We start from the raw sequence: 23182 nt of genomic DNA, 5'->3' as shown, positions 1-23182 counted from the left end.
TTAGTCGAGCGAGCTATTTCAAAATTAGTTTATTGGTCAATTTTCCCGATCGCCCATTCCTTTAGCAAACTCCTCAAGCGCATCCAAAGGCGAACCAAATAAAATGCAGCTTTTCAGCAAAGATAAGCCTAACTCAGGCAGCATTTCGCTGCTAGCAATTCGCTCGTAACCTTCCTCTGGCAGATGGTAAAGCTCTAGAGGGCCATCTTCGCAAAACCAGACTTCTGGGACTCCCATCAGTCGGTATTTCTGAAGTTTAATCGGACTACCGCTAGTGATAACAATCTCAATACATAAATCTGGAACATCTTTAATAGTTCCGAAACAATAAGACAAATCTGCCTGATACTCGACTTGCTCTTCGACAATGTGACTATAAGTACCGCTGGGAAAAAATACAATTCTTTTTTTCATAAAATACTGTCCCGTGAGCAAGCCCATCAAACACCTAATCGCTTCATGCAACCTTCCAGTACCGACAATTTCTAGAACTCCCTCACAATAAAATAAGCGTATATTCGCCACGTCTTCAAAGCCAGCTTGAATGGCCTTGAATTTATGCCATGTCAAACTGTGGCAAGTGAAACGTTGTTCGACTGCGGGAGAAGTGGTTGGATTGTCTACAGTTTGAAGCATGGGTGTTTTATTGATGTTCAAAATGGTAGCGCGGGAGTGGGCGGGTTTATGAGTTTAGGAAATCGTTAGTTTTAGGAATTTATAATTGGTAAAACCCGCCCCTACGTTTAATCTTAGCTCAGTGGCTCGATTCCTGCCAAATCCAAAATTTGAGGAATTAAATCTTCTCGTTTGACAGCCATCATGTGAACTCCTTGACAAATCTGCCGCGCTAGTTTGACTTGTTCGGCAGCAATTTTTATGCCTTCCTGCAAGGGTTCGGGAGCTTTTGCTAAACGATCGATAGTCTCTTGTGGGATGTGAACTCCCGGCACGTATTTTTGAATAAATTCAGCATTTTTAGCGGATTTAAACAAAAATATTCCTGCTAAGACTGGCTTGTTGCAGCCCGCTGCAACGTGGTGCATAAACTTATCCAAAACTTCAAAATCTGTAATTAATTGACTCTGAAAAAACTGTGCTCCAGCCTCTACTTTTTTCTCGAATCGACTTTGCAAACCCGACCAACTGGGGGATTGCGGATCGACTGCTGCACCTACAAATAAATCAGTAACTCCGTCGGTTAAAGGTTTGTCATTCCAGTCTTGGCCACCGTTCATTTTTTGAATAACTTGCAATAGCCGAACTGATTCCAAATCGAATACACTTTTTGCTTTAGGATGGTCGCCCGCTTTGACGGGATCGCCTGTAAGTGCTAATACATTGCGAATGCCTAAAGCGTGGGCTCCCATGAGATCAGCTTGCAGGCCAATTAGATTGCGATCGCGACAAGCAACTTGACAAATGGGCTCAATTCCGTGCTGCACTAAAATCGCCGAAACTGCTAGGGGGCACATTCGCAAAACTGCGCGACTCCCGTCGGTGATATTAATGGCGTGCACTCTGTTTTTGAGGCGTTCAGCCATTTGAATTGTGTGAGTTATGTCGCCACCTTTTGGCGGGGCAACTTCGGCGGTAATTATAAATTCTCCGGGGGTGGTGCAGGCTGTGCGAAAACGGTTCATGATTATTTGTCTGTTATTGGTTATTTGACAGTTGACAGTTGACAGTTGACAGTTGACAGTTGGCAGTTGTTAGTGGGCAGTTGGCAGTTGTCATTCTTAACCAGTAACCAATAGCCAATAACAACTAACAACTCACAACTAAACAGGTAAAGAATAACCGAAAGCTGTCTTAACCTTAGTTAGAGTTTGATTAGCAATAGCTTCTGCTTGTTCTCTTCCGCGACGTAGTACAGACTCTAAATATCCCGGATCGTCCATTATTTCCTTGTATTTATCCTGAATTGGCTTGAGGGCATTAATAGCCGTCTCTGTCAGCAAGGGTTTAAAATCTCCCCAACCCATGTTTTCACACTCTGTTGCTACTTCTTCCTTAGATTTGCCGGAAAGCAGGAGATAAAGTGTCAGCAAATTTCTAGCTTCGGGGCGATCGGGGTCGTCAAAAGTCAAACCCCGCACGGCATCTGTTTTACAGCGCTTGATTTTTTTGGCGATCGTATCTGGCGAATCCAATAAATTAATTCGACTTTGTTCGGAAGGGTCAGATTTCGACATTTTGCGCGTGCCATCTGTCAAACTCATTACCCTTGCACCGTCAGTGCGAATTAACGGTTCGGGAAGTTTCAATACTGGCTTTTCGGGTGTGCCGAATTGGTGATTTAATCTGATGACAATATCGCGGGTGAGTTCCAAATGCTGTTTTTGGTCTTCTCCCACTGGCACTTTGTCGGCATCGTAAAGCAAAATGTCGGCTGCCATTAACACGGGATAATTTAGCAAACCGGCGTTGACATTTTCACCTTGTTTAACTGCTTTTTCTTTAAACTGAATCATATCTTCGAGCCAGTTAATCGGCGTAATGCAGTTGAGCAGCCATGCTAGTTCTGTGTGCGCCGAGACGTGGGATTGCACGAAAATAGTAGAATATTCTAAATCGATGCCGCAGGCTAAATAGAGTGCGGCGATCGTGTAAGTGTCGGAGGCTAGAGTTGCTGGATTGTGCGGTGCGGTAATTGCGTGCAAATCGACTACGCAAAAGTAATTTTCGTACTGACTTTGACCTTCTACCCAGTTGCGAATGGCACCGAGATAATTGCCGAGGTGAAGATTGCCTGTTGGCTGAACTCCTGAAAGAACGCGCTGTTTGCCCATGAGGAAAGAATAGAATTGAACTCACATTTCTATATTGACACGTTATTTTGATTTAAGATACTCTTGGTTAAAATTCACATCTTGCACCATTGTCAGCAACGGGCTAGAAGCCCGTTCCACTTTTAAGACATCTGTAGAGACATGACCTTGCCGTCTCCCTACAGATATTTAAATATCTGTAGGGAGACGGCAAGGTCGTGTCCTTAGCCGTAGCATTTAAAAAATGGGCTTGAAAGCAATTACCAATCTGTTAGCAACCTTGCTTTGCGTAGAACAAATGTCAGAACTGTTTCTTCGCCGGTAATAATATCGGCTCTGCCTTCCATTCCCGATTGAATCGAATACTGGCGGGGGACATTAGCCTGGGAGTTTCCGAAGAATTGGCTGTTGGCGGATTTGAGTTTTGTTAAATAAGTTTGCTCGGGCTTAATTGCCACTTCGTAATAAGCTGTACCTAAATTATTAGTGGGATTTTGAGTGGCGATCGCATCTGGGGCGATTTCGCTGACAGTTCCTTTTAATGTGCCGTAATCGGGGAAAGGCAAAGCCGAAATCCTGATCTGTACGGGTTGGCCGATTTGGATGCGGGCGATGTCTTGGGATGTTACCTTGGCTTTGACTACCAAGGGTACGTCGGTGGGGACGATTTGGGCGATCGCACTGCCGGCTTGTACGGTTTGACCAGTATTTCGTACTTCCAATCTGAGAATTGTACCATCAGCGGGGGCGCGGATCACGCTATTTTCGAGTTTTAAGTCAATTTGATTTAGTTGTTTTTTAGCTTGAATTAATTGTTGTTGAAGGGACGATCGCTTAACGAGCAAAACCCGCCGACTTCGGCCCAGTCTCTCGGCGACATCTGGCAGCGATGTGGCGAATTTTACTAAAGCGGATTCGATTAATTCCTGTTGGGCGGAACTTTCACTTTGGATGCTTTTAAACTGGGCGCTGGCCAAAATTTGATTTTCTAAGTCGCGCAGTTGCTGGTTGATTTGCTGTGCTGCTGTTTGAGACTGATTAATTATTTCTTGTAACTGCTGTTGTTGAGCGCCCAAACGCGAAGCGTCTACAACTGCGATCGCATCTCCTTCTTTTACTGTCTGATTCTCGCTGACAGCAATGCTTTCGACGGTTCCTTCGGTTGCGGCTTGCACGACGCGCACTTCTCCGGCTGGACGGACGATCGCGTCTGCTTTGACTGTAGCGCTGTATTTGGTGACGCTAGCGAGGGCGATCGCCCCGCCAAAGGTCGCCACCATCAAAATGCCCCCCAAAGTCGTCCAGCGGCTGACAGGGGGCAAAAACTGGTCGTTATCAAAGGTTTCAGCGGGTGTGGCTTCGGGAGTGAGAGACATGGCGGCAAGGGGGAGAGGGGAATAGTTTGGAGTTTGGAGTTTTGAGTTAGGGGGGAGGGAGAGATCGATCGCTGATTTCTTTTGTCACCTTTATGATCAGCTTTCCGGAAACCAAGCATAGGTTTAGAAGTCTAAATCAAAATTCACAGGGTAAAGGTAAAAATCCGCACAGCTTTGCCGTTGTCACCCACAAACTTCGCCAAATATCAAGAGGAGTGAAGCCAACGGGCTACAGTCAGGAAAATATGGGATTTTTGCAATGACTTTTGGCGCTGTTACCGGGTTTTTCTTGTATGCGTAGGTAGTAAGTACATAGGTATTAATAGGAGTTCTTTATGTCAGAAAATCAACAAGATTCACTCTTCATGGAACTAACCGATGGAGAATCTGCTACTGTCAACGGTGGCAGCATTACCAGCGGTGTGGGCGGTGCTAAAAGCAACAGCGAGACGGATAACACCAGCAGCTATCGCCTGAATATGCTGTTTTTCCTGCCGCCGGCTAGCCAGTTTTATCAATACAATCCGAAGGACTATCGCACTTTCAAAACCATAGTGGTTTAGATAGCTGAGTCAAGTTGTGCGATCAAGTAAATTTTGAATATTTCTCCGTAATATTCCGGAGGTCGCACAGCACTACCAGAAGTATTAGTCAGTATTTACACGAGGTTCTAGAAATTAGATAAGATTTCTAGCTTCCCTTCACTTTTCTCAACTTAAACGGAGTCAAATCATGGAAGAAACAAACGACAATTCACTGTTTACTGAACTTACATCTGAAGAATCAGCTAGCGTCAACGGCGGTCACTATTATTCTAATCGATACAACTGTTACCGTCCTACCCGTCACGTCGTGTACCGCCGGGATTTCGACGGCTCCTTAAGAGTAGTGTACCGTTACTGGTAAGTTTTAGTGCTGTCACTTCAGCTCGATTAATGTTAATTAATAAAGCACCCATAAACTTATGGGTGCTTTGTTCTGATTGGCTACTGGGTGAGGGGTAATGTTCATTAGGCTCTACTCATTATTCATTTTGCCAAATGTTAAAAAACATTCCTTTTATCCGAGAAATGCCTTTCTTCGGACAAGTAAACAGGCTGATGAAATATCAGGTTGTTCTCCAGCAGAGCGAAGAAGATTGCGGTGCAGCTTGTCTGGCTTCGATCGCTAAATTTTACGGACAGAATTTTACAATTAGCCGCTTGCGAGAATTTGTCGGCACTGGGCAACAAGGGACGAGTTTACTTGGCTTGAAACAAGGCGCTGAGGCGATCGGCTTTAATGCTCGATCGGTGAGAGCGGCCGCTGCAATTTTAGACAAGCTCGATGATGCCCCTCTACCGATGATTATTCACTGGAACGGCTCTCACTGGGTTGTGTTGTACGGAAAACAGGGCAACCAATATGCGATCGGCGATCCGGCTGTCGGTATACGCTATGTTTCTAAAGCAGAATTAGCAGCAGCTTGGACAGATTGGCTGTGCTTGCTAGTAGAACCTGATGCTGAGCGGTTTTTTGCGGCCGCAGAGGGTCAACCGCCCGCCAATTCCTTACAAAAATGGATGCGCCGGATTGGGATTTATCGCCCGATTTTAATGGAAGCATTTTTGCTGAATGCAGTGTTGGGTTTGCTGTCAATTTCTTCGCCTTTTCTAGTTCAAATGCTCACCGACGACATCCTGGTGCGGGGCGACAGACAACTCCTGGCAAGTGTGGCGATCGCAGTTATCGTTATGAACCTTTTTAGCAGCAGTTTAGGATTGGTACAGTCGAACTTAATTGCTCAGTTTTCCCAGCGTTTAGAACTGGGACTGGTGATGGAATTTGCGCGCAAATTCCTGCGATTGCCTTTGAGTTTTTACGAAACTAGACGCAGTGGCGAAATTGTCAGTAGATTACAAGATATCCAAGAAATAAATAAATTAATTTCTCAAGTCGCTATCAGCTTGCCTAGTCAATTTTTTATAGCTGTAGTTTCTTTTATTTTTATGTTATTTTACAGCAAGGAACTGACGTTAGCAGCTACAGCTATAGCTCTGTTGATGACGGCCTCTACAGTGGTATTCCTGCCCGTTTTGCAGCAAAAAACGCGCAGTTTATTGGTGTTGGAAGCAGAAACTCAAGGCGTTTTAGTAGAAACTTTTAAAGGCGCGCTGACTGTCAAAACTACTAGCAGCGGTCAGCAACTTTGGGAAGAATTTCAAAGCCGCTTCGGTCGCTTAGCAAATATAACTTTCCGCACTACACAAATTGGCATTCTCAACAATATATTTTCTGGTTTTGTTGCCTCTGCTGGCAGCATTACTCTGCTGTGGCTGGGTAGCGGTTTGGTGATTGACAAGGTATTGAGTATAGGTCAGTTGCTAGCGTTTATTAGCATGAATCAAAACGTTACTACTTGGGTGAATTCGCTAGTAGGATTTACTGATGAGATGACTCGCGTGCAGACAGCTACTCAACGGCTGTCGGAAGTCATTGATGCTGAAGCGGAAACTAAAGACGATATGAATAAACCTTTCGTAACAATTCAGAACCGCGACGGTATTGTTTGCAAAAGTGTTAATTTTCACTACCCCGGCCGACTTGACTTGCTGGAAAATTTTTCTGTCACATTTCCCGGCGGTCAAGCAATTGCTTTAATCGGCCATTCCGGCTGCGGAAAAAGTACGCTAGCAAAAGTAATTGCTGGTCTGTACCCGCTGCAATCTGGTAATATTAGAATTGGCGGTTACAACTTGCAGGATTTGTCTCTCGACAGTCTCAGACAGCAGGTAGTATTGGTTCCTCAAGAAGCACATTTTTGGAGCCGATCGATTCTCGAAAATTTTCGTTTGGGCAGTCCAGATATCAGCTTTGAACAGATTGTTAAAGTCTGCAAAATTGCGGGGGCGGATGAATTTATCAGCCAATTGCCGGATAAATATCAAACTGTTTTAGGGGAGTTTGGAGCGAATATTTCTGGCGGACAAAGACAGAGATTGGCGATCGCCCGCGCCATTCTCAACAACCCGCCCGTATTGATTTTAGACGAATCTACCGCAGGGCTTGACCCGGCAAGCGAAGCGGAAGTTTTAGAACAATTGTTGATGTACCGGCACGGGAAAACGACGATTTTTATCAGTCACAGGCCGCGAGTGATCGATCGCGCCGATTGGATTATCATGTTAGAACGGGGCCGATTGAAAATGCAAGGCTCGGCTGCAAAATTGCGATCGATTCCAGGAGACCATTTAGAGTTTTTGCATCCTTGAGTTAATAAAACGACAGGTTGAAATCTGTTGCTACACAAACACCACCGGGAGCATCTCACTTTTGCACCCCACCCCAACCCTCCCCGAACCCGCTCTGATGGAGTAAGAAATTCACAAATGATGCGAGGATTGCTATATCGTTGGCGGTTGCATGGGAATAATAAAATCGAGTCAACAGTTAACACTCAACCATTCAGTGTTTCGGCCAGATTCAACAGTCAACCGTTAACAGTCAACAATCATTTCGGTCGTGCAACCGAAATTGAGATCACTCATGACTAATAACTTCTCTAAGATTCTTGAGCCAAAGTACATCGATCGCACAATCCGAAAAACTCCAAAGTGTGATAATAAATTTTGAAAGAATGAGATTGTTGTAGTTGGCTTTCTAAGTGGTGGACGGGACATTCGTCGATCGTAATGGAGGTGCCACATTCCAGACAAGTTAAGTGATGTTGGTCTTGGTGGGCTGCACCGTAGAGAGACTCGCCACTAGCGAGGGTTCTGACGTGAACGAACCCCTCTCGCTTTAAACCGTCGAGGGAGCGGTAAACGGTTGCTAAGCCCATGCTTTGGTCGCTGTTACGCAGTTCTAAGTAGATATCTTGCGCTGAGAGCGATCGATTCAGGACTTTGAGCAAGTTTAAAATACGCTCCTGACTGCGGGTGTGGTTGGTTCTCATAATTTTTTTCTCGAATCTGCTGGAATCACATCTGTCCCTATTTCTAGGCTATCTTACTTGGGCTAACCAAATGGCGATCGGCGTGCAGCTCGGTTGTAGAATACAATGGGGCTAACTTTCACATCACCTACCGCAACATTCCCGTGACTCAGAAATATCTTGCCCAAATCTATGTTACCCTCCGCCCTTCTGTTTTAGATCCCGCCGGCACAGCCGTACAGTCTGGTTTGCAACACATGGGATACGACAATGTTGAGCGTGTGCGAATCGGGAAGTACGTTGAATTGACGCTGACTGCTGCTGCTGAGTCGGAGGCCCGCGAACAACTCGATCGCGTTTGCGACCAACTTTTGGCCAATCCAGTGATTGAAAATTATCGCTTTGATTTGACTGAAATTCCTGTTGCCGTGGAGACAGCGGCAGCATAAATGGGATCGTCCCTAGGGTGTTTTTAAACCCGGAGATCCCCCCTAACCCCCCTTAATAAGGGGGGGACAAGAGCATTCAAAGTCTTTGTTAAAAACGCGGAAGAGCATTCAAAGTCTTCGTTAAAAACATAAGAACTAGAACGACTCAAAGTCCCCCTTCTTAAGGGGGATTTAGGGGGAGCGAGACTTCGATACAAGAGAGAAAAACATAAGATTTTAGTCTTATGTTGACACCTCTTCCTTCTTCCTTCTTCCTTCTTCCTTCTTCCTTCAGCTTATGAAATTTGGAGTTATTGTTTTTCCGGGCTCAAATTGCGATCGCGATGTGGTGTGGGTGACTCAAGGGTTACTCCACCAACCGACGCGGATGATTTGGCACGAAGATACCGATATTTCGGATATTGATATCATTGTAATTCCCGGTGGTTTCAGTTACGGAGATTATTTGCGGTGCGGCGCGATCGCCCGTTTTTCTCCGGCGATGCGGGCTACTGCGGAACACGCGAAAAAAGGAAAGCTTGTATTAGGCATCTGCAACGGTTTTCAGGTGTTGACTGAAGCTGGTTTGTTGCCCGGTGCTCTGGTGCGGAATGCGGGATTGAATTTTATTTGCGATCGCGCTTCTTTGAAAGTCGAGCGCGGTAATACTCGTTGGACTGCGGCTTATACTACGGGTGAAATCATCGATTTGCCGATCGCTCACGGGGAAGGCAACTATTATGCCGATGCCGATACTTTAGCAGAACTAGAAGAGCACAAGCAAGTGCTGTTTCGCTACTGCACAGAGGCGGGCAAAATTAGCGATGCTGGCAATCCCAACGGTTCGTTAAATAATATTGCCGGTATTTGCAATCGCCAAGGCAATGTGTTAGGAATGATGCCGCATCCTGAGAGGGCTTCCGATCCGATGTTGGGCGAAACAGATGGGGTGAAATTGTTTCAAGGGTTGTTGATGGCAAGTGTTGCTGCTGTTTTGTAGTTGATATTTGTCTCTGATTTTAGGAACAGGCAAGATGCCTGTTCCACAGTAGATTAAATTTGTTGTGGGGTGGGCATCTTGCCCGCCCAAAATCAACAGGCAAGATGCCTGTTCCACAGTAGATTAAATTTGTTGTGGGGTGGGCATCTTGCCCGCCCAAAATCAACAGGCAAGATGCCTGTTCCACAGTAGATTAAATTGATTGTGGGGTAGGCATCTTGCCCGCCCAAAATCAACAGGCAAGATGCCTGTTCCACAGTAGATTAAATTGATTGTGGGGTGGGCATCTTGCCCGCCCAAAATCAACAGGCAAGATGCCTGTTCCACAGTAGATTAAATTGATTGTGGGGTGGGCATCTTGCCCGCCCAAAGAAATACAATTTAGATGCGGGACAGCTTATCAACTTTTGAAAAGAAGAATATTTATTTTATACCACTAATGGACTTAGCTAATTTTAAAACTAGGGTAATTGGATGCAGTGCGGTGATGGCTATTGGACAAGTTATTTCATATGCGATCGCCAATCCGGGAACTCAAGCAGCAGCGGGTATTATCGGCGGCCCGATCGCCCTTGGGGGAGTTTCGATTTTGGCGGCAATTGCTGGTGATATAGCGGGGAATATCGCGGCTAATGACCTCGGAAATCGGATGACCCAAGGGTTGAGCAAAAATCCGAATATTCTCGATAATCACGATTTGATTGAGGCTGCGGGTGAGGCGATCGCCTATATTTTGAGAGAGGTTGCTTCGTACCCTCAATTAACTGCGATCGCACTTAGCAAAAATTTGCCCGATCCTAAAAGGGATCTCGGTCAATTAGCCGAGAAAACTCCTGAATACTGGCTGAATATTAACACAAATACAGCCGATTTGTCAAGGGGTTTAAATATTTCCGAAGACCAGTTAACCCTGATTTTTTCTGCGGATGCCGAGGAGTTCGATCGAGTTACCGCATTGACAACGGCAGATTGGGCAAGTTTCCTCAACGAATTCGCCCGGCGCGAGCGCAAATCCTTGGATGCGGAAATCGTGGAATTTGTCGCGAAAAAACTGTACGCAACTTTCCCCAAAGCGTACCGCAAAGTGCTGAAACAGGATGCGGCGAAGGGAGGAGAAAAGTTTGCCGCGATGCTGTTTAAACTGCACCAAATTGCTTTGGCAGAACTCAAAGATTTGGGGCTGCAAAATGGGGAAATTCTGCAAAAGTTGGAGGCCGTGGCAACTGGGCAGCAGATTTGTCAAGTGATGGAGAAATTGTCAGCCATAGAAATTGGCATCCGGGACGATTTGGCGCAAGTTCGGGAATTGCTGCAAACATTTATCGATACTTCCGCGCCCCGATTGCCGATTTCTTTGAAGTCCGAGACGATTATTGAAGACCGAACTAAAGACTTTACCGGGCGCAAGTTTGTATTTGAAGAAATTGGCCGTTTCTTGCATAAAAATCCGAAAGGCTATTTTGTTTTAGAAGCAGAACCGGGTGTCGGTAAAAGTTCAATTATGGCAAAGTTAGTGCTGCTGCTGAAGCGGCGCTGCGTTACTCATTTTAACTCGCGATCCGACGGGATTGTTGATGCCAAAACATTTCTCGAAAATGCCTGCCTTCAATTAATTGAGGGCTTTAAACTCAGGGATAAGTATCCGCAACTGCCGGAAAATGCGACGGCAAACGGCAATTTTTTAGGGCGGCTGTTGGGGGAAGTCAGCGCTACATTGGGCGGGAAAAAGTTGATTTTTGTGGTAGATGCCCTCGATGAAGTCGATTTGAGTTTGCAAAGCAGCGGCAGCAACGTTCTCTATTTGCCGGAAGTTTTGCCGGATAACGTTTATTTTATTGTTTCCAAGCGGCCGGAATCTTTGCCTTTGCCGATGGATCATCTGCCGTTTGATTTGATGCAGTACGATGCAGAAAGTCTGGAAGATACGAAGGCTTATATTGCAAAACGCACCAGCAATAGCGCGTCGATTCAGAATTGGATTGCCAGTCATGATTTGAGCCTGGAACTGTTTGTGGGGGCGGTGGCCCAAAAAAGCCAGAACAATTTTATGTATCTCCGCTACGTGCTGAATGATATCGAAAACGGCGAGTACAGGGATGTTTCTTTGGAAGATTTGCCTAGGGAGTTGACAGGATATTATCGGAAGCATTGGGCACAGATGATGGGCAGGGAAGACGATCCGCTGTTGGAAATGAAAGTTAAGATTATCTACGTCATCTCGAAAGCGCGCGAAGCTGTTTCTCGCGGCTGGATTGCTAAATCCGTAGGCGAGACAGATTTTAAAGTACAGCAGGTACTCAAGAAATGGGATTCATTTTTGCGGCAGCAAGTCAGCGGCGAAATTCGCTACAGCATTTATCACAACAGTTTTCGCGAGTTTCTGGCAAAAGATGAAACCGTGCAATCTGCGGGAGTTAATGTTGAAGAACTTAACCGCCAAGGTATGAATAACAGGATAGAAGGGGCGCCTCTATGAGCGATTTGGGTGTGTGGTTGGCGAAGCAAAGTAAATCGGAGCGAGAATATTTGTTGAAGCATCAACCCAGGGATTTCATTGAGATTGGGCGAGATTTCAACCGTTATTATCGTTGGATGACGGATTTTGGTTTTATTGAGGCGAAGTTAAAATTGTTGGGGGTGCAGCCGCTAATTGAGGATTACGATTTAGGGAGAAATGCAGATGTGTTGCTGTCGGAGGGGCAAACTGAAACGCTGAAGTTGATTCAAGGGGCAATTCGCAAGTCGGCGCACGTTTTGGAAAGAGATAAAACGCAACTAGCAGAGCATTTGTGGGGGAGGTTTCTCGATTGTGAAATACCCCAGATTAAGGGGATGTTGGAACAGGCGAAGCAATCGAAAAATAGTGTTTGGCTGCGGGCTTTGAGGGCTAATTTAGAGCGGCCGGGAGAAGGATGTCTGCGAACCCTCACCGGTCATACTAGCGCGGTAAAAGCAGTGGCGATCGCACCAGACGGCAATACAGCGATTTCCGCTTCAGACGATAAAACCCTGAAAATCTGGGACACCGAGACAGGTACGGAAGTTAGAACCCTCACCGGTCATACTAACTCGGTAAATGCAGTGGCGATCGCACCAGACGGCCTCACTGCGATTTCCGCTTCATGGGATAAAACCCTGAAAATCTGGGACACCGAGACAGGTACGGAAGTTAGAACCCTCACCCGTCATACTGACTGGGTAACAGCAGTTGCGATCGCACCAGACGGCAAAACCGCGATTTCCGCTTCATGGGATAAAACCCTGAAAATCTGGGACACCAAGACAGGTACCGAAGTTAGAACCCTCACCGGTCATACTAGCCCGGTAACAGCAGTGGCGATCGCACCAGACGGCCTCACAGCGATTTCCGCTTCATACGATAACACCCTGAAAATCTGGGACACCGAGACAGGAACCGAAGTTAGAACCCTCACCGGTCATACTGACTCGGTATATGCAGTGGATCTCGCACCCGACGGCCTGACAGCGATTTCGGTTTCAGGGGATAAAACCCTGAAAATCTGGGACACCGAGACAGGAACCGAAGTTAGAACCCTCACCGGTCATACTGACTCGGTATATGCAGTTGCGATCGCACCAGACGGCCTCATAGCGATTTCCGCTTCATGGGATAAAACCCTGAAAATCTGGGACACCAAGACAGGAACCGAAGTTAGAACCCTCACCGGTCATACTAACTCGGTATATGCAGTGGATCTCGCACCAGACGCCCTCACAGCGATTTCGGTTTCAGGGGATAACACCCTGAAAATCTGGGACACCAAGACAGGAACCGAAGTTAGAACCCTCATCGGTCATACTGACTGGGTAACAGCAGTGGATCTCGCACCAGACGGCAAACGAGCGATTTCCGCTTCAGGGGATAAAACCCTGAAAATCTGGGACACCGAGACAGGAACCGAAGTTAGAACCCTCACCGGTCATACTGACTGGGTAACAGCAGTTGCGATCGCACCAGACGGCAAACGAGCGATTTCCGCTTCATCTGAAACCCTGAAAATCTGGGATACCGAGACAGGTAGGGAACTTAGAACCCTCACCGGTCATACTACCTTGGTAAATGCAGTGGGGATCGCACCAGACGGTAAAACAGCGATTTCCGCTTCATCAGATAAAACCCTGAAAATCTGGGACACCGAGACAGGTACCGAAGTTAGAACCCTCACGGGTCATACTAACCCGGTAACAGCAGTGGCGATCGCACCAGACGGCAAAACCGCGATTTCCGCTTCAAGGGATAAAATCCTGAAAATCTGGGACACCGAGACAGGCACCGAAGTTAGAACCCTCACCGGTCATACTGAATGGGTAACAGCAGTGGCGATCGCACCAGACGGCAAAACCGCGATTTCCGCTTCAGGGGATAAAACCCTGAAAATCTGGGACACCGAGACAGGTACCGAAGTTAGAACCCTCACCGGTCATACTGAATGGGTAACAGCAGTGGCGATCGCACCAGACGGCAAAACCGCGATTTCCGCATCTAGGGATAACACCCTAAAAATCTGGGATTTGCTTAGTGGCAAAGAAATTGCTAGTTTCAGCGGAGATTCTAGCTTCATTTGCTGTGCAATTTTGCTTGATGGAGTGACAGTTGTAGCGGGGGATTCGTCGGGCCGGGTGCATTTCCTGCGATTGGAGGGAGTTAGCGGCGGGCGATAATCCAAGAAACCGGGTTTTTGCCCGAATCTGTCGGTTGTAACCAAGTATTTCCGTAAAAACCAGGTTTCTGGGTCACCCGCCGATCCAAGAAACCGGGTTTTTGTCCGAATCTGTGGGTTATAACGAGGTATTGTCGTAAAAACCAGGTTTCTGGGGCCCCGCGATCGGGTTTTTTGGTGATGGGCGATTCCCTACGGGATAGCCACGCTTCACGGGTTTTTTGGTGATGGGCGATCGAATTTGAGAGAAATGTGCGATCGGGTTTTTGGGTTGATTGGGCGATCGGGTTTTTTGTTGATCGGGCGATCGAATTTGAGAGAAATGTGCGATCGAATTCGATTTGTTAGTCCGTTAGTTTGTCCGCGCAGGGAAGGCCAGTTGGTTCGTCCGCGAGTCCGCCAGGGGTTGAAACCCCTGTCTCAAAGCGAAAGTCCTCTCAAGAGGACTGAAGAGTTAGTTGATGTACATTGGTTTGAGGCGAATCTTTAGTCGGTTTCAACCGACTTTAGCTATGAGACGGGGGTTTCAACCCCCGGCGGAAACTGCCACCAACTCATCACAATATTGTACCAATATCCAAATCCCCGACTTCTTCAAGAAATCGGTAATCTAATCATCCTCATCCAATCCCAGCGGCACAAAATATTGACTGTAAACCACACTATCCGGCTCCCAAAGCGGTCGCCAATAAACATTTTGCATCACCGCCTTCTCCCCATCACCATCCGCAGGCCACTGAAAACTGACGATCGCAATATTGCTATATCCCACAATCTCATCACCCTCTTGCAGCCAGCGATTGCGCCACAACAGCGATATAAAATTCCACAACCTATGCAGCAGTGGCAATTGTTTATTTTTATGCGATCTACTTGACGGAGTTCCCTTTTCTTCTTGCAAAAACACCCGAGCTCTTTGCCGTTTAATCCAGTCAATTTGATAGCCCCAGTCAGGCATAGATTGTCTATTTTTGAAACCAGCCGCCACAGCTTTCTTTCTGGTCATCCTCGAAATATTCATTAATTCCAGCGGCTCATTCCATCCCAAACATTGGTGCGATCGCTCAGGAAGCAGCGACTTAATCTTAGTATGAACTAAATGCGTTGTCCACTCCTCATTGATAAAAGCACTAGCAGTCAACTGCGCCAGCACAGAATATTGACAACTTGACTTATAATTCGCCCCCCTCAAAGGCTCAATATTCGGTCGAGAATCGCCAAAATGACAATCATACCAATAACTCAGCCGCACAGCAGCAGCATAGTGAATATCCCCCGTCAACACAATCACCCGATCGCGCTGTTTAAAAAATTCCACCAACAGCTTCACAAAAGCTAACTCATGAAAATTCCAAGCATCCCCCGCATCACTACTAAAAACCTTCCCCTGTGCAACATCCCACTTTTGCACCGCATCAATAATCCACAAACCCACCAAATTTGTCGGCACAACCACCAGCGTCGCCTCAATCTCAAACTCCCCAGTTTTATTCAGCAAATCCGTCTCCTTCAAAGGTTGCTGAATTTGCTCCTCAAAACCTTTGTGAGTCAAAAGCATCGGCGGATCGATCGGGCTTTCCACCGGATACCCCCGCCAAGTCCGCGTATCCAGCACAATTACCTCGTGCTTAAAACTTCTCACAGTAAAATGCCAATTCAAAACCTCATTTACACCCTGGTCATCTCGATCCAAAATAAAAACATCTTCATCTAATTTCAACTTAGGCAAATGAGTTTTCGGATCGAGTCCTGGAATTCCCACATACGAAGCGGCATCCTCCCAAGCAGAAACATCAGTTCCCGCCGACTCCGACCATTTTTCAGCAGCTTTTAATAATTTATCTCCCGGTTTTTCGCGATCGAACTGTGCGGGCGTATTTCCCCAAGCCTGAAACACAGCGTAAGCCAGCAAAGCATTCTGCACCACCCGCCGTCCCAGCGGCTTCCCCAGCACCCGGTAACACCACTCTCGATTCAAATACAAATCGTCGCTAACATCATGGTCGTCGCAAATCATATAAGTAGGAATATTCGCTAGCGCCCTCCTCACCCTCCACAAATTGCGGGCAAAACCGTCAAGTTCAACAACTTCTCTATCCCAGACTTTTGCCTGCTTAGAATTTGGACAAATATCCTTACCCTTCGGAAAACGCGCGCACCAAAGTATCGGTGACCAAACTAACAAATACATCGCATAATATTCGCCCAAGCTAAACAAGTGACTTTTAGCCTTGTCCGGTTTATTCACCAACATCCCCGTAAAGCCGGCAAAATCTCTGGCAATATCGCTGCGAGTCCCCGGCTGTAACTGAATTGGTTTTTTGTACTGATACTCATCAGCCTCAGAGAGTTTCTGAAGAGGGGACTCTCTCAAAATTTCCCTCTCTTGGCCAACTGCATTTTCGTTTTCCGAATTTTTAGGTATACTGATACACAAATTCTTTTTAATTTGGGCATCATCCATCAGGGGTAGACTTTCTTCCCAGCCCAACAGTGTATCGCCAGCGTCCGTCAAAGCCCACAGCATCGCATCGGCAACGTCGTCGCCGTAAATTTGGTCACCGGTTAAAAACAGTTGGTGGGGCCTGCTATTTGCTGTACCTGCAAACTGTTCGATCGAATTATCCAAGATTGGCAGCGCATCTCTGCCGTCTCCGTGGGGCTTGCGACAAGAACCGTGAACGATACGCAAATAGTTTAAATCCTTCGGCGGCAGGGCAAAAGTCGGCAACTGGTGAGCGAAATAACCGATCGCCTCCCGTCCCAAAGCCGACAAATCAGGAGAAGCAGGCCACAGAGAAGAAATGAGATTTTCTTTCTCATTTTCTGGGACTGCAACCCCCGACGGCGACTCGCGATTCCCAGCAAACTCTATGTCGTAAGCATAAATTTGCCCGGATGTCAAGACATTGCTATTAATTGGTTTAGCAGTCACCGCCACTACGTGCAGGTATTTGCCGAGCTGCACGGTAGATCTCGCACCTTGGAGCAATGGTCGATCCACAATTTCGCCGATTCCGCCCTCAGTCGAATAAACCTTGAGTTCGACTTTGCGGGGTGCTTTCAGCGCCAGCCAAACTGTCACGGCCCGACTTTCAGTCCGGCGCAAAATCGGACCCGCAAGGATCAGCGGCAAGTGATGAATTCGATGACTTAAGGGAGTCCACGACATAGGATTTAAAAAATAAAAATTAAATAAGAGTGTTCTAGCAATCAGATTTTAGGCGATCGAGCATCTATCACCCGCTTAATTAATGCTAAGTCTGCCAACCTAAGTCTGCAAAATTGTAACAATTCATTAAGTAAAATTAATAATCAACCATGCTCCAAGAACAAAAATTACAGCATTTCGTAAATTCAGCCCCCCAGTTGCCAGCAATTAAATCATCAGAACCCGCGGGACGGCCCAACAGCCAAGCGCTCTACTCCTCACCTTTAGATCGGGCGATCGACCGCCACCCCCTCACCGTCGCTCCAGAAACCCCGATCGCCCAGGTGTTGGCTCTCATGAACCCGATGCGCGTCTCCTGTCAGCTTTGTGGCGAAAAACAAAAGGCTGTTGCTAGCGCAGCCAAGCGCAGTTGCGTCTTAGTCGTGGAAGATAATCGACCGATCGGCATTTTTACAGAACGGGATATCGTCAAGCTAACTACCGTGGCAGCTTGTACAGTCGGACTGACAATTGCTGACGTAATGACTCCATCGCCCATTACCCTCAAACAATCCGAGTCTCAAGATATTTTCACAGCTATGTTCACGTTGCGCCAGCACCAGATCCGGCATTTGCCCGTAGTGGACGAGGACTCGCGACTTCTCGGCATCATCACCCGCGAAGCCATTCACGAAGCCCTGCAACCGATTAACTTGCTAACCAATTTGCGCTGTGCAGCAGATGTCATGACGAAAGAAGTCATTTCTGCCCCAACAACTGCCTCAGCCCTCGATTTAGCCCAGCTCATGGTCAAGCATCGAGTTAGTTCCGTCGTCATTGTCAAAGAGCAAACTCAGCATCCAGAGCTGGCGATCGCACCAACACAAAATTATAAAATTCCGATCGGCATTGTCACCGAGCGCGACATCGTGCAGTTTCACGCCCTCGAATTAAACCTCTCGGAAATCCCGGCAGCAAGGGCCATGAGTGCGCCTTTATTTTGCATATCTCCCGCCGATTCCCTCTGGAGTGTCCACCAGTCCATGCAGCGGCACTGCGTCCGCCGTTTGGTAGTAGTTGGCAGCCAGGGAGAACTTTTGGGCGTTGTCTCTCAGACAAGTTTGCCCCAAGTTTTTAACCAATCTGAAATGTATGGGACGATCGAGCTTTTGCAGCAAGCAGTGGACGATCGAGCCGCCCAATTGCAGAAAGCCAACGAACTTTTGCAGCAAGAAATTTTAGAGCGGCAGCGGGCCCAAGAAGCCCTGCGCCAAGCTCACGACGACTTAAAAAAACAAGTTGAAGAACGCACCGCTCAACTTTTAGAATCCAATGAATTGTTGAGACGCGATATTATCAAGCGCCAGCGAGTCGAAGAAGTGCTGCGGCGAAAGCAAACTTGCTTGAAAAATCAAGCGCAGCAATTAGAGCAAACTGTGCGAAAGTTGCAGCAAACTCAAACTCAATTAGTGCAAACCGAAAAAATGTCTTCTTTGGGACAAATGATTGCCGGTATCGCTCATGAAATTAACAATCCTGTTAATTTTATCTACGGCAACCTTTCCCACGCCAGCCACTACATCAAAGAATTGCTCCAACTTTTGGGACTTTACCAGCAGCACTATCCCGAACCAGTCTCGGAAATTCGGGAAGCAGCAGCAGAGATGGAAATCGATTTTTTGGTAGAAGACTTATCTAAGCTAGTGTCTTCTATGCAAGTAGGAACCGAGCGCATCCGCCAAATAGTTGTGTCGATGCGTAATTTTTCGCGATCGGATCAATCTAACATCAAGCTCGTTGACATTCACGAGGGACTCGAAACCACTTTGTTGATTTTGCAGCACCGGCTCAAAGCCCACGGCGGACATCCAGCTATCCAGATTATTAAAGAATATGGCAATTTGCCCCACATCGAGTGCTGTGCCGGTCAGATCAATCAGGTGTTCATGAATATTATCGGCAATGCTATTGATGCTTTGGATGAAGAAATCCAGAAAGGGGAATGGGCGACGAGAAATGCGAAAAATTCAGCCCTGTCACATCCTAGTTCTCCATTGACTGTTCCCACAATTACAATTCGCACTGAAGTTGTTGGCGGCGATTTTGTGGCGATCCGCATTTCCGACAACGGGCGGGGCATACCGGAGGAGATTCGCCGCCAATTATTTGACCCGTTTTTTACTACCAAACCAGTCGGCAAGGGCACTGGGTTGGGACTGTCGATTTCTTACCATTTAGTCGTCGAACAGCACGGGGGGCGGCTCGACTGCGTTTCGGAAGCTGGACGGGGCACTGAATTTGCGATCGAGATTCCGATAGTCAGTGGTCATTAGTCAGCAGTCATACGATTTTAGATTTTAGATTTTAGATTTTAGATTGAACAATTTAAGGATGGGAAATGACTCATGAAGCCCGGGGTTGGGATCACGGGCGTACAGTTGCATTCTTTTTTTCAACTGGTATCAGTAGTCATGGGGAAGACATGATATTCTCCCACTCCTCCACTCTCCCCATCCACTCTCCCTCTTCCCGACTCACTCCCCCACTCTCCGACTCCCCCCATTTCCTAAAAATTCACAATTTTTTACAAAACACCAGAAACCCAAGCAAAGTCAATCTTTCCCAATCTAAAATCTAAAATCTAAAATCTAAAATCCCATAACTTTGGCCTCCCCTGACCCAACTGATGCGAACTCACTTCGAGTTTGCCTCATCCACTAGCGCCTTTATGACCGTTCCAGTTACCCGCACAAGCCCTCAACTGCCTGCATCCTAGCCCCAAAGCCAAAAGCCCAGATTGTTTGAGAAGTTAATTTTTGTTTTATTTTTGTACCTCTTTATATTAAGAAAGTATTCTAAAATCAATTTAAAAGCTAAAAAAATTATAAAAATAGATTTTTATGTCAAAAAACCAGTTAAGATTCTCAGAGGTGCAAAATAAACAAATTTACTAGCATTTTCATTTAGACGCCCCCTTTCTTTTCATCGCAAGTTAGCTAATAATGCTTTCAACGAGGTGACTAAGGGCGGACTCCAAAATTGGCCTAACCCAAAGAAGGATAGAAGCCCCAAACAAAAGTCGTCGAGATCGAAAATTTTAGTTAGAGAGAAGCCCCAGATTCATCTGTGGAGTTCATTCTTTAATCTCAAATCTGAAATCTCAAATCGACTGACAGTAAGGGAATTGCAATTGGGCTATTGCAATTGGGCGATCGAAAAAAGCATGAAAACCCAGCCCTCATCGTTTTGATAGAAATTTATAGGAGAACAAAGAGTGAAACTCGCAGTTTACGGAAAAGGTGGAATTGGCAAATCGACAACAAGCTGCAACATCTCCGTTGCCCTAGCCAAGCGCGGCAAGAAAGTTTTGCAAATCGGTTGCGATCCAAAGCACGACAGCACATTTACCCTCACTGGGTTCTTGATCCCCACAATTATTGACACCCTTCAGCAAAAGGACTATCACTACGAAGACGTTTGGCCCGAAGATGTCATATACAAAGGCTACGGCGGCGTTGACTGCGTAGAAGCAGGTGGCCCTCCCGCAGGAGCTGGCTGCGGCGGCTATGTAGTCGGTGAAACCGTCAAGCTCCTCAAAGAGCTCAATGCCTTCGACGAATACGACATCATTCTGTTCGACGTGCTCGGTGACGTAGTGTGCGGCGGTTTTGCAGCCCCCTTGAACTACGCCGATTACTGCATGATTGTTACCGACAACGGGTTCGACGCTTTATTTGCAGCCAACCGCATCGCCGCCTCAGTCCGCGAAAAAGCCCGCACTCACCCGTTGCGGCTCGCCGGTTTAATTGGCAACCGCACCTCAAAGCGCGACTTGATCGACAAGTACATTGACTCTGTACCGATGCCCGTGCTGGAAGTGCTGCCCCTGATTGAAGACATCCGCGTTTCTCGCGTCAAAGGCAAAACATTGTTTGAGATGGCCGAAAGCGATCCTTCCCTCAACTACGTCTGCGATTACTACCTCAACATCGCTGACCAGATTTTGGCAATGCCCGAAGGAGTAGTGCCCAACGACACGCCCGATCGCGAATTATTCGCCTTACTTTCAGATTTTTATCTAAATCCAGTGCAACCGGTGGTCAAGAAGGAGGAAGATGAGCTAGACCTGATGATGGTTTAATAGGTCTAGCGATCAGGATGAGGATAAAGAGGTTATGGCTTTTTTTGATACTTTTTCAGTTGCTCTCAAACAGAAGTGGTTGGACTACTACCAGGTAAATCGGGCTTGGCTGCTCCTGCACATGACGGCTGACAACACGGTCGCCACACCCGACGGCGGGAAAAGGCCGGTTTCTTACCTCATCCTGGGAATTGCGGCTGCCCTGGAGCCGGAACTCCAGCAATTAATGCTGCCCTTCTCAAAACTCAAGCCGGATGCAGACAGCCTGATCGAAGTTTTGGGGCTAAATTTTGACCCGGACCTAGCGCTGGGTATGCCCTCAAATATCGCGCCGCAGACGGCCGGCACATCTCCAACACCCGCAGCGGCTCAAACTGCAAGTGCTGCACCCGCAGCAGCTCAAACTGCAACTGCTGCACCCGCAGCGGCTCAAACTGCACCCGCAGCGGCTCAAACTGCAAGTGCTGCACCCGCAGCAGCTCAAACTGCAACTGCTGCACCTGCTGCTGCTCAAACTGCAACTGCTGCACCCGCAGCAGCTCAAACTGCAACTGCTGCACCCGCTGATGCCAAATCTAATAAATTGGGCGGTGCGGCCTTAGCAGCAGCCGGAGTAGTCGCCGGAGTCGCCGGAGCCGCCGGTCTGGCTGCTGCTGCGTCAGCACTGAGCTCCGACGACGAATCCTTCGATGAGTTTGAGGAAGAAGCAGTCTCCGACTTCGACCTGGGCGATGACGAGGAAGAAGCAGTCTCCGACTTCGACCTGGGCGATGACGAGGAAGAAGCAGTCTCCGACTTCGACCTGGGCGATGATGAGGAAGAAGCAGTCTCCGACTTCGACCTGGACGACGACGAGGAAGAAGCAGTCTCCGACTTCGACCTGGACGACGATGAGGAAGAAGCAGTCTCCGACTTCGACCTGGACGACGATGAGGAAGAAGCCTCGGCTTTGGACGGTCTCGACCTCGGCGACGATGAGGAAGACGCCGTATCTGACTTCGATATGGGTGACGATGAGGAAGACGCCGTATCTGACTTCGACCTCGGCGACGACGAGGAAGATGCCGTATCTGATTTTGACATGGACGACGATGAGGAAGAAGCCTCGGCTTTAGGCGGTCTCGACCTCGGCGATGACGAGGAAGAAGAAGCCTCGGCTTTGGACGGTTTCGACCTCGGCGATGACGAGGAAGAAGAAGCCTCGGCTTTGGGCGGTCTCGACCTCGGCGATGACGAGGAAGAAGAAGCCTCACAATTTGGGACTTTGACCTCTGGAGATCTCGAAGCGGGGATTTCCGATCCGTTTGGGGAAGAAGATGCAGAGTTTGTCGCCGAAGAAATACCCGATCCTTTTGGGACAGCGACCTCAGATGACCTAGACATGGATCTGGGCGACTTGGACGATGACGGTATTGACGATTTCTCTGTATCTGATGACGATGACCTCGACGATCTCGGACTCGACGATCTGGGGGAAGCAACTACCGGAGATCCCGATGAAGATGATTTAGATGCTCTAGGTCTCGGTGATTTGGATTCCGACGATGAGGATGAAGAAATTTCGGGCTTTTTGTCGGATTTTAAGTGAGGTTGTTGCGATCGCCCGCATCTGTTCGAGTCTTGAAGCTTCCCGCTCTATTTGTGAGTTGTGAGTTGCGAGTTGTTAATTTTTAATTAGCTCCAACTCACAACTGCCAAAAGGCTTTTTGCCTTAGCGAGTTGA

General features: G+C 47.4%; 16 protein-coding genes. 10 read left to right on the top strand and 6 right to left on the bottom strand.

What is annotated here, in order from left to right; genetic code table 11:
* Positions 1-36: 36 nt before the first annotated feature.
* The 4 genes from D0A34_02540 to D0A34_02525 all read right to left on the bottom strand — a co-directional run bounded on the left by D0A34_02540 (position 37) and on the right by D0A34_02525 (position 4144).
* Positions 37-636, bottom strand: a complete 600-nt coding sequence (locus D0A34_02540) for a Uma2 family endonuclease (GenBank protein UNU17888.1) — start codon at positions 634-636, stop codon at positions 37-39.
* Positions 637-749: 113 nt separating this feature from the next.
* On the bottom strand, positions 750-1640 hold the full coding sequence (locus tag D0A34_02535) for a 5,10-methylenetetrahydrofolate reductase (protein UNU17887.1): 891 nt from the start codon (positions 1638-1640) through the stop codon (positions 750-752).
* A 138-nt stretch (positions 1641-1778) separates the two neighbouring features.
* On the bottom strand, positions 1779-2789 hold the full coding sequence (gene trpS / locus D0A34_02530; protein UNU17886.1) for a tryptophan--tRNA ligase: 1011 nt from the start codon (positions 2787-2789) through the stop codon (positions 1779-1781).
* A 239-nt stretch (positions 2790-3028) separates the two neighbouring features.
* Complete coding sequence (locus D0A34_02525; protein UNU17885.1) at positions 3029-4144, bottom strand: HlyD family efflux transporter periplasmic adaptor subunit; 1116 nt, start codon at positions 4142-4144, stop codon at positions 3029-3031.
* A gap of 335 nt (positions 4145-4479) precedes the next feature.
* Between D0A34_02525 and D0A34_02520 the strand changes: the two genes are divergently transcribed.
* Positions 4480-4707: a secretion protein HlyD gene (locus D0A34_02520; GenBank protein UNU17884.1), complete on the top strand. Its 228-nt coding sequence runs from the start codon at positions 4480-4482 to the stop codon at positions 4705-4707.
* A 477-nt stretch (positions 4708-5184) separates the two neighbouring features.
* Positions 5185-7395 carry a peptidase domain-containing ABC transporter gene (locus D0A34_02515; protein UNU17883.1) on the top strand — a complete coding sequence of 737 codons (2211 nt, stop codon included), beginning with the start codon at positions 5185-5187 and terminating at the stop codon, positions 7393-7395.
* A gap of 290 nt (positions 7396-7685) precedes the next feature.
* Here D0A34_02515 and D0A34_02510 read toward each other — a convergent pair whose 3' ends face one another.
* A complete protein-coding gene (locus D0A34_02510; GenBank protein UNU17882.1) occupies positions 7686-8078 on the bottom strand; it encodes a transcriptional repressor in 393 nt (130 codons plus the stop codon).
* 143 nt (positions 8079-8221) lie between these two features.
* Between D0A34_02510 and purS the strand changes: the two genes are divergently transcribed.
* The 5 genes from purS (at position 8222) to D0A34_02485 (ending at position 14657) form a co-directional block, all read left to right on the top strand.
* Positions 8222-8506 carry a phosphoribosylformylglycinamidine synthase subunit PurS gene (gene purS / locus D0A34_02505; GenBank protein UNU17881.1) on the top strand — a complete coding sequence of 95 codons (285 nt, stop codon included), beginning with the start codon at positions 8222-8224 and terminating at the stop codon, positions 8504-8506.
* 277 nt (positions 8507-8783) lie between these two features.
* Complete coding sequence (purQ, locus tag D0A34_02500) at positions 8784-9485, top strand: phosphoribosylformylglycinamidine synthase subunit PurQ (protein UNU17880.1); 702 nt, start codon at positions 8784-8786, stop codon at positions 9483-9485.
* Positions 9486-9870: 385 nt separating this feature from the next.
* Positions 9871-11961, top strand: coding sequence for an ATP-binding protein (locus D0A34_02495; protein UNU17879.1), 2091 nt, complete (start codon positions 9871-9873; stop codon positions 11959-11961).
* The gene (locus D0A34_02490) at positions 11958-14168 is read left to right on the top strand and encodes a WD40 repeat domain-containing protein (protein UNU17878.1); all 2211 of its coding nucleotides are present in this window, start codon (positions 11958-11960) and stop codon (positions 14166-14168) included. Before D0A34_02495 ends, D0A34_02490 begins: the two co-directional genes overlap by 4 nt.
* 249 nt (positions 14169-14417) lie before the next feature.
* Positions 14418-14657, top strand: coding sequence for a hypothetical protein (locus D0A34_02485; GenBank protein UNU17877.1), 240 nt, complete (start codon positions 14418-14420; stop codon positions 14655-14657).
* Positions 14658-14777: 120 nt separating this feature from the next.
* Here the strand turns inward: D0A34_02485 and D0A34_02480 are convergent, their stop codons facing one another.
* The gene (locus D0A34_02480) at positions 14778-17339 is read right to left on the bottom strand and encodes a PhoD-like phosphatase (GenBank protein ID UNU17876.1); all 2562 of its coding nucleotides are present in this window, start codon (positions 17337-17339) and stop codon (positions 14778-14780) included.
* A 206-nt stretch (positions 17340-17545) separates the two neighbouring features.
* On the opposite strand from D0A34_02480, the gene D0A34_02475 reads away from it, so the two are divergent.
* From D0A34_02475 to D0A34_02465, 3 genes are all read left to right on the top strand, one after another.
* A complete protein-coding gene (locus D0A34_02475; protein ID UNU22136.1) occupies positions 17546-19651 on the top strand; it encodes a CBS domain-containing protein in 2106 nt (701 codons plus the stop codon).
* A 941-nt stretch (positions 19652-20592) separates the two neighbouring features.
* Complete coding sequence (locus D0A34_02470; protein UNU17875.1) at positions 20593-21459, top strand: ferredoxin:protochlorophyllide reductase (ATP-dependent) iron-sulfur ATP-binding protein; 867 nt, start codon at positions 20593-20595, stop codon at positions 21457-21459.
* Positions 21460-21493: 34 nt separating this feature from the next.
* Positions 21494-23047: a hypothetical protein gene (locus tag D0A34_02465; GenBank protein UNU17874.1), complete on the top strand. Its 1554-nt coding sequence runs from the start codon at positions 21494-21496 to the stop codon at positions 23045-23047.
* Positions 23048-23182 lie beyond the last annotated feature (135 nt).

The organism is Microcoleus vaginatus PCC 9802 (assembly GCA_022701275.1).
GTDB classification, from domain to species: domain Bacteria; phylum Cyanobacteriota; class Cyanobacteriia; order Cyanobacteriales; family Microcoleaceae; genus Microcoleus; species Microcoleus vaginatus_A.
Note: the sequence above shows the minus strand (reverse complement) of the source record. Positions and strands in the feature narration are given on the sequence as shown.

Excerpts from the sequence above, each read along its gene's own strand:
- D0A34_02540 (UNU17888.1), bottom strand. The coding sequence starts at position 636 with ATGCTTCAAACTGTAGACAATCCAACCACTTCTCCCGCAGTCGAACAA.
- D0A34_02535 (UNU17887.1), bottom strand. The coding sequence starts at position 1,640 with ATGAACCGTTTTCGCACAGCCTGCACCACCCCCGGAGAATTTATAATT.
- trpS (UNU17886.1), bottom strand. The coding sequence starts at position 2,789 with ATGGGCAAACAGCGCGTTCTTTCAGGAGTTCAGCCAACAGGCAATCTT.
- D0A34_02525 (UNU17885.1), bottom strand. The coding sequence starts at position 4,144 with ATGTCTCTCACTCCCGAAGCCACACCCGCTGAAACCTTTGATAACGAC.
- D0A34_02520 (UNU17884.1), top strand. The coding sequence starts at position 4,480 with ATGTCAGAAAATCAACAAGATTCACTCTTCATGGAACTAACCGATGGA.
- D0A34_02515 (UNU17883.1), top strand. The coding sequence starts at position 5,185 with ATGTTAAAAAACATTCCTTTTATCCGAGAAATGCCTTTCTTCGGACAA.
- D0A34_02510 (UNU17882.1), bottom strand. The coding sequence starts at position 8,078 with ATGAGAACCAACCACACCCGCAGTCAGGAGCGTATTTTAAACTTGCTC.
- purQ (UNU17880.1), top strand. The coding sequence starts at position 8,784 with ATGAAATTTGGAGTTATTGTTTTTCCGGGCTCAAATTGCGATCGCGAT.
- D0A34_02495 (UNU17879.1), top strand. The coding sequence starts at position 9,871 with ATGCGGGACAGCTTATCAACTTTTGAAAAGAAGAATATTTATTTTATA.
- D0A34_02490 (UNU17878.1), top strand. The coding sequence starts at position 11,958 with ATGAGCGATTTGGGTGTGTGGTTGGCGAAGCAAAGTAAATCGGAGCGA.
- D0A34_02485 (UNU17877.1), top strand. The coding sequence starts at position 14,418 with ATGTGCGATCGGGTTTTTGGGTTGATTGGGCGATCGGGTTTTTTGTTG.
- D0A34_02480 (UNU17876.1), bottom strand. The coding sequence starts at position 17,339 with ATGTCGTGGACTCCCTTAAGTCATCGAATTCATCACTTGCCGCTGATC.
- D0A34_02465 (UNU17874.1), top strand. The coding sequence starts at position 21,494 with ATGGCTTTTTTTGATACTTTTTCAGTTGCTCTCAAACAGAAGTGGTTG.